This is a genomic window from Roseofilum acuticapitatum BLCC-M154, assembly GCF_030068475.1.
GTDB lineage: Bacteria > Cyanobacteriota > Cyanobacteriia > Cyanobacteriales > Desertifilaceae > Roseofilum > Roseofilum acuticapitatum.
In genome coordinates, this window is sequence record NZ_JAQOSP010000052.1 from 12,285 (window position 1) to 29,102 (window position 16,818).

The following is a 16,818-nucleotide window of genomic DNA, read 5'->3' on the forward strand; positions in this document are numbered from 1 at the left end:
GGGATTTGTAAAGAAACTTTACTCTTTCTTTAGAATTCCAGCAAGGGGGGCTGTCTTCAAGACCCTAACTTAAAGGCTTCCACGAATAAGCTATACACTAAGCCAATTTTCAAGCCATTAATTACATCTCGCCAGAGATTATCTTGGCTCCAAAGCTTAGAGCCATAAATGAGGCGATTGACCCCTTCGATCGCCATTACCAAAATGGCCGCCACCACAATATCCTGTTCTGCCTTTTGACCGGCGATCGTTGACAGGGCTGTACCGAGAAAAAAACCGAATAAAAAACTAATCGTCAGCAAGGACAAACGCCGCCAAGGGTTTCGTAATACCCTCGCGATCTCCTGACTCAAAACATTGAAGAGTTCATTTAGACGAGTATTCTGCGTAACCCTATCCTCCAGATGAGAGCTATGTGCTAAAATTAAGAGTAACCCATTCACTCCATTTTTACCAAACCGTGACTAGATCGGTAGAATTTATGGTTTGAGTTTCAGGCAACCTAAGTTTCCGATCGATCGAAAGGCGGATCGAGGGGTAATAAACCGCTCTGTTGGATCAGTTTTGGCCAAATGAGGATAAAATAGCTCATCCACACAAGTATGGGTAGGGAGAAGAGTAGGGAAAACCACCAGCGATGGAGAATAATCCAACTTAGGGCGATCGCCGTAACTCCAGTTAAAAGGATAGACCAGGGTTGACACCACCAGGGCTTATAGTGCCAAACACTCACCGGTTTTGGGGGAAGGGGTTCAGACATGGGTAAAGGGTGAAAATTGGGTGTAATCAGGATTTAATTGTATCGGAAATATTTCTCAGAGAGAGAGGAAACCATGGCAAGATCGAAATCAACCGCTCATACCCTAGCCATTGATATTGGGGGCAGTGGCATTAAGGCGATGGTGTTGGATCATAAGGGACATCCTCTGGGCGATCGCCTGCGGGTGCAGACTCCCCAACCCCCTACACCAGAGTCCGTTTTGGGGGCGATCGCCGATTTAGCCAAACAAGCAGGAGCCTTCGATCGGGTTTCTGTTGGCTTTCCCGGAGTCGTCCGCCAGGGTATCGTTTATACTGCTATTAATCTTCATCCCGATTGGGTTGAATTCGATCTGGCCTCCACCCTCTCTGAATCCCTAGCTAAACCGGTGCGAGTCGCCAATGATGCCGATATTCAAGGCTTTGGAGCCATTTCAGGTCAAGGCGTAGAACTGGCGATCACCCTGGGAACCGGCTTCGGAACAGCCTTATTTGTCGAGGGTAAACTGGTTCCCAACCTAGAAGGGGGCCATCATCCCTTCCGTAAAAAACAAACCTATGAAGAACAATTAGGACGTGCTGCCCTAGAGAAAGTAGGGACAAAAAAATGGAATAAACGCTTGAAAAAGGCGATCGTCCAACTCCAACATCTGTTTAACACCGATCATCTCTATCTAGGGGGAGGAGAAGCGAAAAAAGTAGACTTTGAATTGCCCAAAAACGTCAGCATTGTTCCTAATATTAATGGGCTTTTAGGTGGCATTGCCCTTTGGAAGTAAATGATTGCTAAAATGTAAAGGGTTAATTCTTAAATCATTTAGCTTGATTAATGTACCTCATAGCAGAGGAAACTGCTGTAACGAAGTGCAGGGTGGGGAGGAAGTCAAAAAATCGCAATTTAGCCTACCTTAAAGAAACTAATCATTTGTTTTAATTGTTCAGCTTGATCCGCTAAGGTTTCTGATATTTTTGAGAGATCTTTTGCCAACTGAGAATTTTGTTGAGTCACTTCATCTAACTTCCCAATCGCTTGATTAATCTGATTCGAGCCTTGTAATTGATCCTGACTAACAACATTGATTTTTTCTACTAACTGATTCGTACTTTCAATACTAGGCAAAAGTTGATCCAATAAACTTTCTGCTTTAGCAATACGGATCATGCTCGAACTAGCTAATTGATTAATTTCTGAAGCTGCATTACGGGTGCGGGTTGCTAACCTTCGGACTTCAGCCGCAACTACACTAAAGCCCTTTTCAGATTCCTGCGATCGGGCAGCTTCAATACTTGAATTTAACGCTAAAATATTCGTTTGCAGCGCAATTTCTTCCACCACACTAATCTTGTCAACAATCAATTTCATGATTTCTACGGCTGCTAACATAGAATCACGGGTTTCTTTAGCACTTTCTGAAGCTTGAGTGGCTAAAGTGAGGGTTTCCGAAGCATGATTTGTATTGTGACGAATATAATTAACCATATGCTTAATAGATCTTGAAGCCTCTTCTGTTGATGCGGCTTGTTCCGTTGCCCCTGAAGTCATATTCATCGCCTTTTCTTTCATAGTTTTACTTCCCATAGCTACAGAACTACTCACCATTTGCACTCTTAAAAGAGTTTCCTTAAAAACTTCTACCATCTGTTCAACAGAAGTCATTAATTGGCCAATCTCATCTTGTCTTTTGACTTTGATACTTGTGCTTAAATTCCCCTGAGATAATTGGTTATTTATCTCGATAGCTTTTGCTAGAGATTGGGTAATAGACTGGGTGATTATAATTCCTAAAAAAATAATAAAAAATGAAAAGATAATCAGTAAAACAAAGGTATTTCTAATGGTCTGCGATCGCGCCCGATCTGCTTCGATCAAAAATTCCTGGGCTTTACTCTCAGCAAAATCAATAATTTCTTGGATATCAAACAATAAACTTTGTACATATTGTGCGCCTTTTTCTTGAGTAATATTCGCGGCAGCTTCCGGCTGACCTGCTTCCATCAATTGGATGACTTGATCCCGAATCGGTTTCCAATTCGTAAACTTTTGTCGAGCCAGATCGATTTGCTCAGGATCGCCTAAAAATTGACGAGTAATTTGATCGAATTCTGCATAAACTTGCTGTTCATACCGATCCACTTGGACACGAGCATTCTCAAGACTCTGTGGATTCTTAGCTAACGCAACATCTTTCATGGAGCGATGCATTTTTACAATCCCTGACTCCACGCGCAACACTGAGGTACTCACAGTGTAAGGATGATTATAAAGTTTATTGGTTAACTGAGCGAGACGGTTGATGCTCACTAGGTTATACAGACTCGTACCGATCGCTAAACCAGTCATTAATCCATAACTTACAATTAGGCGAGTGCTAATTTTCATCAATTTTTAGCTCCCATTAACATTTATGATGAGTAACGATCGGGTTATGCCGGAATAAACTCAGTCACTAGGGTAAGCTGAACCAATCCCAGTTTCCAGGTTTGACCCGATGACGAAATTTTTACCCCAGTTCCTGAAAAGAGCAAACCGAGGTCAGGTCTGAAGGTTTCTATGTCTATTTTAAGCTGCTCTAAAAACCGATCGGTTTGTACAGTTAACTTAGATTCAGTTTCCCTAGAAGATAGCTCAATGATGGCATCATTCATCAAGCAAAAATGACTAGGGGTATAGGGTTGTCCTGTGGCTAAATCAATTTGTAGGTCTTGGTCAATAGATTTGATATTTAACAGAGCAACAAGCCTTAAGGTTCCCGCATCCCATCCCCATTCCGGTTGTAGGACACAAGCAGGAACTTGACCGAGCAATTGCATCAAGTCATAGGATAAGCTGGTTAATTCCCAGAGCAAATAGGACATCCATTGGATTAAGGAAACTTGGGGATCGAGGTATAGAGCATCTTGAATTTGGAATTGCAACGGACAAGGAATGGTTTTGGGATGGGCCGTTTTACTCGATAGGTTCAGAGTATCTAAGACTTGCTCCGTAATCGCGATCGCCTTTAAGGGACTCTCAGCATCAAGCGGATCTAACATTCGCAGGCGATCGAGTGCCGGTAACAGAGCAGTAGAGAGCAACATTTGACGATAGGCACTCATGAATAACGGATCGGTGAATCGAATCTCTATTTCCAGATCCCCCTCCTTCTCCTCTTGCACCCTTTCTTCTGGAATCCACTCCAAACCGAGGGTGACTTGTGCCGTACCAGAGCGCCAATCATTACCCGGTTCGAGGATATCCACCAACACCGGTTCAGTCCAGAATTGTAAATGGGGAGTCTGGGTATTTAGCTCCTCCTGCCAGGATTGGATCAGATCTCTAGCCGGAACAGGATCGGCGACTGATGGAATCAAAATCTGAAACTGGCTATCTGGATTGGGAAGAAGGGGAGGAGGTGCAAAAGTCCCTAAATCGATCGCCCATTGAATCGATGGCGCTTGCACCTCTAGAATGGGAACCGCACGCAAGATCCCCCTCTCTCCAGAACCATCAGCTTCCCATTTTTGTCCTACCACTCCTCCACTCAGTTGCATGAGACCATAGGAACTGGTGACAATCCTCCAGAGCAGTTGCACGCTCAGGTCTTCAATCAGCCAGTTCGAGTCTTGGGGAGATAAGTCAGCCGGATCGGGCGGTTCAATATCACTGAGACGATCTAAGACTTCATAGACTTCTTCGGTAACATAGGGCAGTAGATGGTCTGGAGTCCAAGGTAAATGTTCTGGCCAACCGCCTTGAGGCGATCGCAATTGAGCCATAAGTACCATCAACTGCTCCATCGCCCTTTGAAGGGCTTCCGAACCAGAAGGATATGCCATAGGTCGATGAGCATTCCAAGGCTGAGTTAACCGAATTAAGGTTTCACTCACCGTGTCTCGATCGAAGTTTTCTCTATTTGTGTAGTCCGACTGCCCCATTTTGGTCATTGAAAATTTGGGTCATCCTATTCAAGTCGGACGTAATCCGATCGCTTCCACCGTTGATGGGCTACAAACCCAGGATTCTCTACTCTCTCTTTCTGTTGGGCTTTCTGTTGGGCTTTCCGGATCGCTCTGTTCATCCGCCATGGGGTGAGTTTGCAAATGATTTAAAGTGTCCACAAAATCCCGAATCCCTTGAAATTTGCCATAGACTGAAGCAAAGCGAATATAGGCCACCTCACTCAAGGGACGCAAATAAACCAAAACCTGTTCGCCAATTTCACTACTGCTCACTTCCCGCTCAGATCTTTGCTGCAAATCGGTTTCGATGCGGTCAACCAGTCGCTCCAATGTCGCCAAATCAATGCCTGTTTTTTCACACGATCGCACCACTCCCCTGAGCAGTTTTGAGCGATCGAATGATTCCCGTTGTCCATCCCGCTTCAAGACCGTAATTGCAACCAATTCAATCCGTTCATAGGTGGTAAAGCGGCGCTTGCAATTCAGGCATTCTCGCCGCCGTCTCACGCTTTGCCCGGCTTCGGCAGAGCGCGATTCCAAAACCCTACTATCCGTATGCTGGCAAAATGGACATCGCATAATAATATTGAATCGTTAAGCCTCTTCGCGGGATGGACTGTTCCTAACTTGAGATCAAATCCCTGATGGGAGATGGTTATTTACCAATTTTCGGGGGATCGCGAAAGGCGATCGCGAAGAAAATGGTTCCCAAAGCTAATGCTAGAACTAATATATAAACCGTGCTTTCCATAGTTTAACGTCCCAATTGGGTAATGGATGAATGGCACTTATTTTATCTTACTTTGAAACCAAGAAAAAGTAGGAGTAGACTTACCTACTCCTACTTTTTCGATTATGGACTTGGGTAGAAACCCATCCTCAAGGGATTAGCTCAGTCTCCTAAGCCCCTTCTTTACGGGTGGTTGTATCACCGACTTTCGCAAACAAACCGAATTCGACTTGTTCTTCTAGATCCGAATCAATACCCGCAAATACATCTCGGTATAGAGTCCGAGAACCATGCCAGATATGACCAAAGAAGAAGAGCAGAGCAAATACGGCATGACCATAGGTAAACCAACCTCTGGTGCTGGTGCGGAATACACCATCAGAACCCAGGGTGGCGCGATCGAATTCAAACGGTTCACCCAATTGGGCTTTCCGAGCGATTTGCTTCACTTTAGCGGGGTCAGTAATCACTTGACCATTGAGTTCACCGCCATAAATCGTTGCCGTTACCCCGGTTTGCTCGAAGCTATACCGAGATTCAGCACGACGGAAGGGAATATCAGCGCGAACTACGCCATCTTCATCCGTCAGGACAACCGGGAAGGTTTCAAAGAAGTTGGGCATCCGGCGCACGCTTAAGATCCGACCTTCTTTATCTTTGAAGACGGGGTGACCTAACCAGTTTTGGGCAATGCCATCACCATCATTCATGGGCCCAACCCGGAACAAACCGCCTTTAGCTGGAGAATTTCCGACATAATCGTAGAAAGCCAGTTTTTCAGGAATTTTATTCCAAGCTTCTGAAGGACTATCTCCATTGGCGATGTTGGCTTGAACTCGGCGTTCAATTTCTTGTTGGAAATATCCCCCATCCCACTGATAGCGAGTGGGGCCATAGAGTTCGATGGGGGTAGCGGCGCTACCGTACCACATGGTTCCAGCAACTACGAAGGCAGCAAAGAAAACAGCCGCGATACTGCTAGAGAGTACGGTTTCGATGTTCCCCATCCGCAGGGCGCGATAGAGGCGCTCTGGGGGACGAACCGTGAGATGGAATAATCCAGCAATGATACCAACCACACCAGCAGCGATGTGGTGAGCGGCAATTCCCCCTGGGTTAAAGGGGTCGAATCCCGCCGGCCCCCATTCTGGGGCCACCGGCTGGATACTTCCGGTGAGGCCGTAGGGGTCGGATACCCAAATGCCTGGCCCAAAGAGGCCTGTGACATGGAAAGCTCCGAAGCCAAAGCACAGAAGTCCAGACAGGAACAGGTGAATACCAAACATTTTGGGCAGGTCTAGGGCAGGTTCACCGGTACGAGCATCGGTGAAGAGTTCCAGATCCCAGTAGACCCAGTGCCAACAAGCGGCTAGGAATAATAGACCCGATAGAATGATGTGGGCTGCGGCTACCCCTTCAAAGGACCAGAAGCCAACATTGGATACGGATTCACCTGTAACGCTCCATCCTCCCCAGGAATCGGTGACTCCTAGACGGGCCATGAAGGGCATGACAAACATGCCTTGCCGCCACATGGGATTGAGGATGGGATCGCTAGGATCATAGATAGCTAACTCATACAAGGTCATTGAGCCAGCCCAACCTGCAACCAGGGCAGTGTGCATCAGGTGTACAGCGATTAGACGGCCTGGATCATTCAGGACGACTGTATGTACTCGGTACCAGGGTAGTCCCATTGACTACGCTCCTCCTTTTAGGATTTCTAAATCGACGATCAACTCAAGTGGTTTTGCCTTGTTTTTCGTTTTTTCGGTAGACCCTTGAAGCTAGATCCTGAGTCTACCTTAATATTAAATCAGCGACTCCTATTCAGAGCAGTCAAGACTTCTGGCTAGGAGTGCTGGTTTTTTCATGAGAACGAATATAACGAATTGTAACCAGTGATGGAACCGATTGCAAGCTGAAATCGATTACGCTAGTTTCTTGTTGATTTTGGCCATAACTATACCCAAGAGTGCAACATTTCTTTATAATTCTTAACGAGAAGAAACAAGAGGTGATCATGGCTAATATCCAATTTGTCAATGAGAATAAAGAGGCGATCGCCGCCGATGGAGCTAACTTACGCTTAGAAGCTCTAGAAAAAGGGATCGATATCTACAAGCTGATCGGTAAAATGACCAATTGTGGTGGAGTGGGTCAATGCGCCACTTGTATTGTCGAGATTGTTGAGGGCATGGAAAATCTGTCGCCTAAGACTGACTTTGAACAACGAAAACTGAAGAAAAAGCCGGAAACCTACCGTTTAGCCTGTCAAACCTTAGTCAATGGCCCCGTCAGCGTAAAAACCAAGCCGTAACCTATTCTAACAGGGGGTAAATTTGGGCGATCGCCAAAATGGGACGAAAACTCCATCCTTCCAGGACGGCTTTAAGTTAAACTAAGAAAAACCTAAAGTCGCCATAGGGCATTGGGAGACTCTAAACGAACGTGGATCAAGGCTAAGACTACTTCGGTAGCCCTTAGCTGGGAAGCGTTAAAGAACCCTCGCTTCTTCAGGGCGAGGAAGTATGTCAATCTAGGGAACAATAACTTAACCGACTGTTAGATTAAAAGAGGGCTGTAGTTTATGCAAGTAAATGATTTAGGATTTGTAGCCAGCATCCTATTCGTTCTGGTTCCGGCTGTGTTTTTGTTGATCCTTTATATTCAAACCGCTAGTCGTGAGAATAAAGGCACTTGATTGTCCTGACTTTTTATGATTAGATGAACGGAAAATGCTGAGACCTTTTTGCTCTCAGCATTTTTTATGGACTCTCAAGAATCTCTAATTACTGGAATTTCTCACCAGTAAGACCGGACAGTTGGCCTTAACCCGCACATAGTCAGACAAAGAAGACCCCAATAAGCGATCGAGATCTGGTAATCCTTTAGCAATAGAGGGCCGACGGTCTGGAGAACCCAACACCAATAAATCGGTATTCTTTTCTTCAGCAATCTCGCAAATTTTCTCCCCAGCATTCCCCACAGCATGGAGCAGTTCTGTATTCACTCCATAGGCTTTAGCTTTCTGAGCGGCTGCCGTTAAAATTGGGTCTTGATCGGGACTGGGGATTTTCGATTCTGGATTCACATGCAGCAGAGTTAGAGAACTACCGGAGGATTCTTGCAGGAGTTGGAGGGCAACCCGGAGACTCTCCTGAGCAGTTTCTGAGGCATCCAGAGCAACTAACACCCGATTGATCCGTTTGACATATACATCATCTTTGACCAACAACATGGGACGGGTTGTGGTCTGGAAAACATACTGACTCACGGATTGTTGCAGGATCGATTGCAGACGACCTAGAGCGCGAGAACCCATAATAATGAGGTCAGAGTTTTCTTCTTCAGCCACATCCAGAACGGTTTGTTTGGGGTCTCCTTGTTTGAGGCGAGGGTTAATCCGGTCTTCATCGAGTTTTAGGGAGGCCACAGCTTCAGCTAGGATTTTGCCTCCTTCTTCCAAGCGGCTGGCCATCGCACTTTCGCTAGATTTCTTGGGAACGATATGGAGAACGGTCACCTCAGCTTCCCGTTGAATGGAGGGAATCTCTAGGAGCATGTTCATCATTTGTTCGCATAGGCCGCGGCCGGCAACGGCAACTAAAATTTTCTTGAACATAGGGGTAATTCCACCTGTATTGAGCAAATTTTTCTTATGATTTAAGGATAATCTGAAGTTTGAACGTAGAATCTTAAGAAAAGTGTCAGAAAAACCGATCCCCTCTTCTGGAATTGTACCGGTTAGTCCTAAAGTATCCGATCCTGGCGATCGCCCCTGGTTTGAATATCCTCTTTGTGTCTATCCCCATCATACGGATTATGCAGGGGTGGTTTGGCATGGAACCTATCTGCAATGGATGGAGGAGGCGCGGGTGGAGTATTTCCGCTCTATTGGCCTCGATTTTGCTGAATTGGTGGCCATCGGATGCGATTTACCGGTGGTGGATTTGTCGGTACGCTATCATCAACCCCTTCAATTAGGGATGAGGGCGATTTTGAAAACTCGTTTGGCGGAAATTACGGGGGTTCGCCAGATTCTCCAATCTCAAATTTGCTCGTTAGATGAACGGGAGCGTTATCTAACGGCTCAAGTGACGTTGGTGGCGATCGATCGCCAACGGGGTAAGGTGATGAGAAAGTTGCCACCGATGCTTACGGATGCGCTGATGAAGTTGTCTTAATCTCTGGTGGGAGATGGGGGGATGGGGAGATGGGGGGATAGGGGAACAAATCATATCAAGTCCGGATAAAGGGTGAAGAAGGGGGCCAGATGCCCGCACTCCTCGAATTCTTTGATATGACTGGAGTGGGAGCATCTTGCTCCCTGGATTTTTAATTAATGTACCTCATAGTAGAGGAAACTGCTGTATCTCTATTCTCCTGATTACTCATGGGCGATGCTTTGATAGTAACTGGAGATTATGGCCACGGTGAACCACCAGAGGGTATTGACTTGGGGACGATACCAAACGGTGTCTACTGCACCATGGGCCATCATACCGATCGCGATCGCCAATGCTGCCATGAGCCACCAGCCTTCAGGGGAAGCGATCTGTCGCAGGCGTTGGAGTTGTTTCCATCCTTGATAAAAGGTGACGGTTAAAAACCAGAGAAACACGCTTAAGCCAATGAGACCGGTTTCTACTGCTGTTTCTAGCAATACAGAATAGGAACTGAGGGCAGAATATTTCGGTTCCATAAACAGGGGATAGATTTTATTGAAGGCGCTATTTCCTGGGCCAATGCCGATGATGGGATAGGCTTCAACCATCCGTAGAGCGCCCATCCAAACGTTAATCCGGAAATTATTACTGCTATCACTACGACCGGCAAAAATAGTAGAGACGCGATCGCGCACGGGAGGCACAAATAGCACTGCACCAGCAAACAAAGCGACCAAAAGCCCGAAGGTTAAGGGAAGAGCAAACTTTTGCCAAAAGGGGGATAACTTAGCACTCCACCAATAGACTGCTAACAGACCAAAGGCCATCAACGCGACGACAAAACCAATCCATCCCCCTCGGCTATAGGTCAACACTAAGCAGGCAGAATTGACCGTGAAGGTTAGGATCGCCAACATTTTGGGAAAAAAGCCTTTCCAGATCCAAATCGCTGCCAAACCCCAAATTGCTGCCGGTAAGAGATAGCCAGCTAGGAGGTTAGGATTACCTAAATAGCTATAGACGCGGGTGACATCGGCAGAAGCAGAAGAGGGATCAACCCAAGTGGCGAGCGATCGCGCCCCAAAAAAGTATTGGCGAATGCCATAAACCGCCACTGGCAACGTGGTTAATAAATAAATAGTAATTAAACTAGAGCGAATCCGTTGATTTCGGGCTAGTCGCGCAGTGAAGGCAAAAAAGAGCAGATACAAACTCAGTTTAATTAACCCCTTGAGGGCCGCCATTTTGACCGGAGATAGAGCGGTGGCTACCAAAGAAATGACAGCAAACAGGAACACCAATCCATGAATGGGAGTAGTCAGGGGTTGGCGCTCCTGCTTGGGATCGTCGGAGAGGGTGAGTAAGATCCAGAACCCGCCACAGGCTGCTAATAGCACGCCAATTAAACTGGTGGAGACAAAGGGACTAAAGCCTAGAACCAAGGCCACTAGGGTAGCACCGATCCAGTCTGCATAGGCCATGAGGGCGCTACCGGAGCGCCAATTTCTCAGCGATCCGACAATTCGATGCAGTAGAGATCCTTCTAGCCAAGGATCGAGGGCAAAGTTAGATAAAAGTAGAGTTTCCCACATGGTGATATTTAGGGAATAGGGAATAGCGCTCTAAAACTGAAGATAGGGCAATTGGGCGGCGGTGGCGCGAATGGAGTCTACCCCTTGCAGGAGTTGGCCGCAACTGTCCCATGTGCCAGAGGTAAACATCTGTTGCGCTCCCGATCCCAGATGGATTTCGTTGGTGTTGCCATCCCACTGTACGGTTAGGGTATTGAGATCTAGGGTAAGCTCGATTTGGGGATTAGCGGCGATCGCCCTTTGCAGGGTTTTGATCGTCTCCCTTGAAGCGGTGACACAAGGCAGTCCAATCGCAATCCCATTCCCGAAGAAAATTTCGGCAAAGCTTTCGCCAATAATGGCTTGGATTCCCCAACGGGCGATCGCCTGGGGCGCATGTTCGCGACTGGAACCACAGCCAAAATTACCATTGACCACTAAGATCCGTGCTGCTTGATACTGAGGTTGATCGAAGGGATGTTCTCCCTGCATTTGGGCGCGGTCATCCTGAAAAACCACCTCTCCCAACCCGTCAAAGGTGATACAACGGAGAAAACGAGCAGGGATAATGCGATCGGTGTCAATATCATCACCGATCAGGGGAATTCCAGGGCCAGAAATTTGTTGAATTTGACTCATAGTCAGGGTTTAACGGGCACTGCTATAGTATGTTACAACTTTTCGCGCTGTTGGAGTCATGAGTAATGAGTTATGATGCTTCAACTATCACCCAATCTAGTTTATATTCATGAGTCTGCCTAAATCTGAGAACCGAGAACGATTAGAGCGCCTAATTTTTGACGATCAGATCCCTGAAGATTGGGCGAGGGATGTGTGGGATATGAGTCCCACGTTAGGCGAGACGGCTGCTAAGTTAGTAGACGGGTTTGCAGCCGTGATTGAATGCTGCTCAGAAGAGAAACTCGATAATTTGGTGCGATCGCTCTATCGTAGTCAACTAGAAGAATAATTACAATTGCCCTAGCCAACTATGTCACCTCAACAACTCGGATTAATTATCGGCGGTTTAATTCCCGCCCTATTGTATGGTTTTGCCGGTATATTCGCCAAAGTCAGCAGCACTGCAGGAATGCCTGTAGGCGCTCATTTGATGTGCATTGGCGTAATGGTGAGCCTAGTTGGAGCCATTATGCAGCAAGTTTTACCTGCTCCTTTCCCTTCAACCGGGGCAATGATTTCATCCTCCATGCTTGGCTTACTCTGGGGTTTAGGAACGGGGTTTGTAGCGCTGGGGTTAATTAAATACCAAGCTCCCCTGTCTAAACTGGTTCCCCTTTACAACATGAATACCTTAATTACGGTGGTGTTGGCTTTAATTATCTTCCTGGAATGGAAAACGGTTGATCCTCTTAAACTGAGTGTGGGCGCAATTTTAGTAATTGTTGGCGGTTTGCTCGTTTCTAAAGCCTGAATTAATGAACAATGAACAATGAACAATTAACAACGAACTATTTCCCCATTCCCTATTCCCTATTCCCCATTCCCTATTCCCCATTCCCCATTCCCCCACTCCCCCACTCCCCCATCTCCCCATCCCCCCATTCCCAACCATGACTGAACTAAAAAACGCGACGGTATTACTGACTGGTGCATCTGGAGGTTTTGGCCAGGAGTTTATCAAACAACTGGTTGAGGCTGGAAGTCGGTTAATTTTAACAGATATTGATCAAAAGGCGATCGCCAAAATCCTGGAAACTCTGAACATTTCGTTAACCGATCAGATTATCGCCATCTTAGAAGCCAATCTCACGTCTAGCGCAGGATGCGAGCATCTCTATCAACAGGTTCAAGCCCTAAATCAACCCATTGATATTCTGATTAACAATGCTGGGATTGCCCTATTTGGTCGCATTGATGAAGTCCCGACTGAAAAATGGGAACAATTGATGGAGCTAAATTTGCTCACTCCCATGCGGTTAACGACCCGATTTTTGCCAGAAATGATTGCCCGAAAAAAGGGCCATATTGTTAATATTTCCTCGGTTGCGGGTTGGTCAGCACCGGGAGGGTTAACCCATTATGCGACCAGTAAATTTGGGTTGCGTGGCTTTAGTGAGGGACTGCGAGATGAGCTAAAACCCTATAATATCAAGGTTACAGCCGTATATCCCTATTTTAGCCGGACTCCGATTTTGCGATCGCCCCGCTATGGTACTCTAGCCCAAACCGTCCCCGGTTTTCCCGAAAGTCAAGCCACTAACCCAGAAATGGTAATCGCCAATGTGCTGCAAGGCATTATCAAGAATCGAGCCGCAGTTTTCCCCGATCCAACCGCAAAAGCCATTCATATTATTAAACGCTATTCTCCACCCTTATTAGACTGGCTAACTCAGCAATTAACACGGAACATTTCCCAAAGTTCAGCTCATGGTGAATAAGGTATAATGAATCGAATTATACTTAGAACGACCAGAAGATGCGATCGCCCCTACCCCTACTCACCGTTGAAGAATATTTGCACGTCGAAGAAGATAGCCCCATCCGCCATGAATACCTAGGAGGCCATATCTTTGCCATGGCAGGTGCGAGTCAAGAACACAACCTAATTGCTGGTAATCTTCTCGCCTTGTTGCGTCCCCATCTGCGCGGCAGTTCCTGTCGGGTCTTTATGTCCGATATGAAAGTTCAAATTCAAGACAATATTTTTTACTATCCTGATGTGCTGGTAACCTGCAACCCGGAAGATAATCAGCGCTACTTCAAAACACAGCCCAATCTGATTATTGAAGTCCTTTCCCAAAGTACAGAAAGCCTTGACCGGCGGGAAAAACTAATGCACTATCAAAAACTAGAAAGCCTAAAAGAATATGTTCTCGTCTCCCAAGATAAAGTCCAAGTCCAAGTTTATCGCCAAGAGACTCCCGGTAATTGGACAGTACAAATCTTAGATACAGATAGCGAATTAAGCTTAGAATCCCTAGGGCTGACCCTCACCATGGCCCAAATTTACGAAGATGTCTTCAACCTGGATTAAATCCCTTAAGATACAATCAAAAATAACTAAAACTAGCCGAAGATGGGGAACCCAAAATGTCAGTAGAACTCACTACCCAGACTAGCCCCGAAACTGAAACCACTATGGAGCCGGAGTGGAACCCCCCGACTCCACCGACTGACCTGATTTTTGATGATGGAGAACCATTGGAGAGCAACCGCCATCGCATTGCCATGAACGTCCTAATCCGGTCATTGCAGCAAGCTTGGAGCGAACGTAATGACTTCTACACGGGCGGCAATATGTTTGTTTACTACAGTGACCAAGAAGTTTTCAACAAAGATTTTCGCGGCCCGGATTTCTTTGCTGTTCTTGATGTGGATGGCACGAAAGAACGACAGGGTTGGGTGGTCTGGCAAGAAGAAGGTCGCTATCCTGATGTCATTGTGGAATTAATGTCACCGAGTACCTCGAAAGTAGACACGGGAAAAAAGAAAAACATTTATGGACGGATTTTCCGCACTCCAGATTATTTTGTCTATGACCCGTTTAAACCAAAGTCCTTGCAAGGATGGCATTTAGACATTTCTAAGGGCTATCAGTCCTTAGTGGCTGATGACCGAGGTTGGTTGTGGTGCGAGAGTTTGGGCTTTTGGCTGGGAACTTGGTCAGGAACTATTGACCGAGAGGAAGCGGTTTGGCTGCGCTTTTATGATACTGAAGGCAATTTGGTACTGTTACCAGAAGAAGCTGAACGGCAAAAGGCTGAAGCAGTTCAACAACGGTTTGATGAGGCTCAACAACGGTTTGATGAGGCTCAACAACAGCTTGATGAGGCTCAACAACAGCTTGATGAGGCTCAACAGCGAGCGGAAACTGAGCGCCAGCGAGCGGAAACGGAGCGCCAGCGAGCGGAACGTATGGCAGAACAGTTGCGAGCGATGGGGCTAGATCCAGATCAGCTTTAAATGAGTCAATGAGCTTGAAAAAATCCGGTTGGTGGACTTGCGCCATCCGGATTTTTGGGCTGATGAGTGAAGAATAAAACTAAGTATGTAGCCAGGAATTAGGGGGCGTGAGAGGATAGGGCAACCCTAAACCGGGCAGGATAAAGCGCTTTTTAAGATTACTGGTTATCCATGACCCATAAACAGATTAAAAGCGCCTATGATATTCTCCAATGATAGTGTGTTGTGTGTGGAGTGTTCTTGAATATGGTTCAATCTTTATCTAAACCCCAAACTCCGATCGCCAGTAGTCCAGAAATTGCGCCGCTCAATCCCCTCTGGAATCCCCTGAATTTACCGCCCTCTCGCCTGTTTGGTACGGATGGCATTCGGGGAAAAGTCGGGGACTTGCTCAATGCTCCCTTTGCGCTTCAGTTGGGATTTTGGGCTGGACAAGTCTTGCGTCCTCCAGGAATGAGTTCGGGGATTGTGATTTTAGGCCAAGATTCGCGCAATTCTAGTGATATGTTGGCGATGTCCCTGTCGGCTGGATTGACGGCGGCGGGGTTGGAGGTGTGGAATATTGGCTTGTGTCCGACTCCTTGTGTGGCTTACCTGACGGCAGAGACAGAGGCGATCGCCGGTATCATGATCTCAGCCAGCCATAATCCCCCCGAAGACAACGGGATTAAGTTTTTTGGCTCCGATGGTACAAAATTGTCTCAAACCGTTCAGGGGCAAATAGAAGCGGCGCTCAGAGGACAAACCCACCCCCATATCATCCCCCCCCATTGGGGCCAACACCACCATCGCCCAGAATTGCTCAAACAGTATGCCACTGCTTTACATCAACCCTTGGTCAACACCCTGGATTTGCGGGGAATGCGGATTGTTTTAGATTTAGCTTGGGGGGCTGCGGTTCCCGTTGCGCCAGGAGTATTTAAGGATTTGGGCGCAGAAGTGATCTGTTTACACAACCGAGCAGACGGCGATCGCATTAATGTTAACTGTGGCTCAACCCATCTCGCTGCCCTGCAAATTGCCGTTCAAGAACACCACGCCGATCTTGGATTTGCCTTTGATGGCGATGCTGACCGGGTAATTGCCGTAGATTCTCAAGGAAGACCCGTAGACGGGGATTATATTTTATATCTTTGGGGATGCACTCTCCACCATGCCCAAAAATTGCCCAACCAAACCATCATCTCTACCGTCATGGCTAATCTCGGCTTTGAACATGCCTGGGCAAAACTGGGGGGGCAACTGGTGCGGACTCCCGTCGGCGATCAGCATGTTCATGCGGAAATGGTTAAAAGTGGGGCTATGCTTGGGGGCGAACAGTCGGGTCATATTCTTTGCCACCATTACAGCTTAACCGGTGATGGTCTGCAAACCGCCCTGCACCTATCCGCCATTGTCCGTCAGTCGGGCACTAGCCTGGCTGACTTGGTGAACCAAAGCTTCCAACCCTATCCCCAACTGCTGAAAAATGTGCGAGTGGAAGACCGCCATACTCGTTTGAATTGGCACACTTGCCAACCCCTACAAGAGGCGATCGCCCATGCTACTGAAGCCCTCGGAAATCAAGGCAGAATCCTGGTTAGAGCCTCCGGAACTGAACCCGTCGTCCGAGTCATGGTAGAAGCCATTCAAGACAATTTGGCGATGCATTGGACAGAACACTTAGTGCAAGCGGTGCAGCGTCATTTAGTCTAGAAAACGTCCTAGGGGGAACCTCTCCCCCAAT

Annotated in this window: 20 protein-coding genes; 10 read left to right on the forward strand and 10 right to left on the reverse strand. The window is 46.9% G+C overall.

The genetic code is table 11. The features are described 5' to 3' along the window. Positions 1 to 56: 56 nt before the first annotated feature. Together PMG71_RS07365 and PMG71_RS07370 are read right to left on the reverse strand one after the other, a co-directional pair. Entirely contained in the window at positions 57 to 443 is a 387-nt protein-coding gene (locus PMG71_RS07365; protein WP_283753012.1) for a DUF565 domain-containing protein, read from the reverse strand. A gap of 59 nt (positions 444 to 502) precedes the next feature. Next, the gene (locus tag PMG71_RS07370) at positions 503 to 760 is read right to left on the reverse strand and encodes a DUF6737 family protein (RefSeq protein WP_283753013.1); all 258 of its coding nucleotides are present in this window, start codon (positions 758 to 760) and stop codon (positions 503 to 505) included. A gap of 73 nt (positions 761 to 833) precedes the next feature. Between PMG71_RS07370 and PMG71_RS07375 the strand changes: the two genes are divergently transcribed. Continuing rightward, positions 834 to 1,538 (forward strand): ROK family protein, encoded by a 705-nt coding sequence (locus PMG71_RS07375; protein WP_283753014.1) that lies wholly within the window; start codon positions 834 to 836, stop codon positions 1,536 to 1,538. Between the two features lie 119 nt (positions 1,539 to 1,657). On the opposite strand, the gene PMG71_RS07380 is transcribed toward PMG71_RS07375, so the two are convergent. From PMG71_RS07380 to psbB, 5 genes are all read right to left on the reverse strand, one after another. Next, positions 1,658 to 3,139, reverse strand: coding sequence for a methyl-accepting chemotaxis protein (locus PMG71_RS07380; RefSeq protein ID WP_283753015.1), 1,482 nt, complete (start codon positions 3,137 to 3,139; stop codon positions 1,658 to 1,660). A gap of 44 nt (positions 3,140 to 3,183) precedes the next feature. After that, on the reverse strand, positions 3,184 to 4,575 hold the full coding sequence (locus PMG71_RS07385; protein WP_283753016.1) for a hypothetical protein: 1,392 nt from the start codon (positions 4,573 to 4,575) through the stop codon (positions 3,184 to 3,186). Positions 4,576 to 4,704: 129 nt separating this feature from the next. After that, positions 4,705 to 5,277 (reverse strand): transcriptional regulator NrdR, encoded by a 573-nt coding sequence (nrdR, locus tag PMG71_RS07390; protein WP_283753017.1) that lies wholly within the window; start codon positions 5,275 to 5,277, stop codon positions 4,705 to 4,707. A 76-nt stretch (positions 5,278 to 5,353) separates the two neighbouring features. Beyond that, on the reverse strand, positions 5,354 to 5,449 hold the full coding sequence (locus tag PMG71_RS07395) for a photosystem II reaction center protein T (protein ID WP_271936322.1): 96 nt from the start codon (positions 5,447 to 5,449) through the stop codon (positions 5,354 to 5,356). 149 nt (positions 5,450 to 5,598) lie between these two features. Further along, positions 5,599 to 7,125, reverse strand: coding sequence for a photosystem II chlorophyll-binding protein CP47 (gene psbB, locus PMG71_RS07400; protein WP_283753018.1), 1,527 nt, complete (start codon positions 7,123 to 7,125; stop codon positions 5,599 to 5,601). A gap of 326 nt (positions 7,126 to 7,451) precedes the next feature. On the opposite strand from psbB, the gene PMG71_RS07405 reads away from it, so the two are divergent. Both PMG71_RS07405 and psbM read left to right on the forward strand, forming a co-directional pair. Beyond that, positions 7,452 to 7,748: a 2Fe-2S iron-sulfur cluster-binding protein gene (locus tag PMG71_RS07405; RefSeq protein WP_283753019.1), complete on the forward strand. Its 297-nt coding sequence runs from the start codon at positions 7,452 to 7,454 to the stop codon at positions 7,746 to 7,748. A gap of 270 nt (positions 7,749 to 8,018) precedes the next feature. After that, positions 8,019 to 8,132, forward strand: coding sequence for a photosystem II reaction center protein PsbM (gene psbM, locus PMG71_RS07410; protein WP_283753020.1), 114 nt, complete (start codon positions 8,019 to 8,021; stop codon positions 8,130 to 8,132). Positions 8,133 to 8,216: 84 nt separating this feature from the next. Here the strand turns inward: psbM and PMG71_RS07415 are convergent, their stop codons facing one another. After that, entirely contained in the window at positions 8,217 to 9,053 is an 837-nt protein-coding gene (locus tag PMG71_RS07415) for a universal stress protein (protein ID WP_283753021.1), read from the reverse strand. A gap of 97 nt (positions 9,054 to 9,150) precedes the next feature. Between PMG71_RS07415 and PMG71_RS07420 the strand changes: the two genes are divergently transcribed. After that, the gene (locus tag PMG71_RS07420; protein ID WP_347179221.1) at positions 9,151 to 9,615 is read left to right on the forward strand and encodes an acyl-CoA thioesterase; all 465 of its coding nucleotides are present in this window, start codon (positions 9,151 to 9,153) and stop codon (positions 9,613 to 9,615) included. Positions 9,616 to 9,818: 203 nt separating this feature from the next. Here PMG71_RS07420 and PMG71_RS07425 read toward each other — a convergent pair whose 3' ends face one another. Both PMG71_RS07425 and leuD read right to left on the reverse strand, forming a co-directional pair. Beyond that, positions 9,819 to 11,189: an IctB family putative bicarbonate transporter gene (locus PMG71_RS07425; RefSeq protein ID WP_283753023.1), complete on the reverse strand. Its 1,371-nt coding sequence runs from the start codon at positions 11,187 to 11,189 to the stop codon at positions 9,819 to 9,821. Between the two features lie 30 nt (positions 11,190 to 11,219). Further along, entirely contained in the window at positions 11,220 to 11,807 is a 588-nt protein-coding gene (gene leuD / locus PMG71_RS07430; protein ID WP_283753024.1) for a 3-isopropylmalate dehydratase small subunit, read from the reverse strand. Between the two features lie 109 nt (positions 11,808 to 11,916). On the opposite strand from leuD, the gene PMG71_RS07435 reads away from it, so the two are divergent. The 6 genes from PMG71_RS07435 to glmM all read left to right on the forward strand — a co-directional run bounded on the left by PMG71_RS07435 (position 11,917) and on the right by glmM (position 16,787). Further along, the gene (locus tag PMG71_RS07435; protein ID WP_283753025.1) at positions 11,917 to 12,138 is read left to right on the forward strand and encodes a hypothetical protein; all 222 of its coding nucleotides are present in this window, start codon (positions 11,917 to 11,919) and stop codon (positions 12,136 to 12,138) included. A 21-nt stretch (positions 12,139 to 12,159) separates the two neighbouring features. Then, positions 12,160 to 12,600, forward strand: coding sequence for a hypothetical protein (locus tag PMG71_RS07440; RefSeq protein ID WP_283753026.1), 441 nt, complete (start codon positions 12,160 to 12,162; stop codon positions 12,598 to 12,600). A gap of 139 nt (positions 12,601 to 12,739) precedes the next feature. Then, complete coding sequence (locus tag PMG71_RS07445) at positions 12,740 to 13,567, forward strand: SDR family NAD(P)-dependent oxidoreductase (RefSeq protein ID WP_283753027.1); 828 nt, start codon at positions 12,740 to 12,742, stop codon at positions 13,565 to 13,567. A gap of 38 nt (positions 13,568 to 13,605) precedes the next feature. Beyond that, entirely contained in the window at positions 13,606 to 14,163 is a 558-nt protein-coding gene (locus PMG71_RS07450; protein ID WP_283753028.1) for a Uma2 family endonuclease, read from the forward strand. Between the two features lie 56 nt (positions 14,164 to 14,219). Next, entirely contained in the window at positions 14,220 to 15,092 is an 873-nt protein-coding gene (locus PMG71_RS07455; protein WP_283753029.1) for a Uma2 family endonuclease, read from the forward strand. A gap of 246 nt (positions 15,093 to 15,338) precedes the next feature. Beyond that, entirely contained in the window at positions 15,339 to 16,787 is a 1,449-nt protein-coding gene (glmM, locus tag PMG71_RS07460) for a phosphoglucosamine mutase (protein ID WP_283753030.1), read from the forward strand. The last annotated feature ends 31 nt before the right edge of the window (positions 16,788 to 16,818 follow it).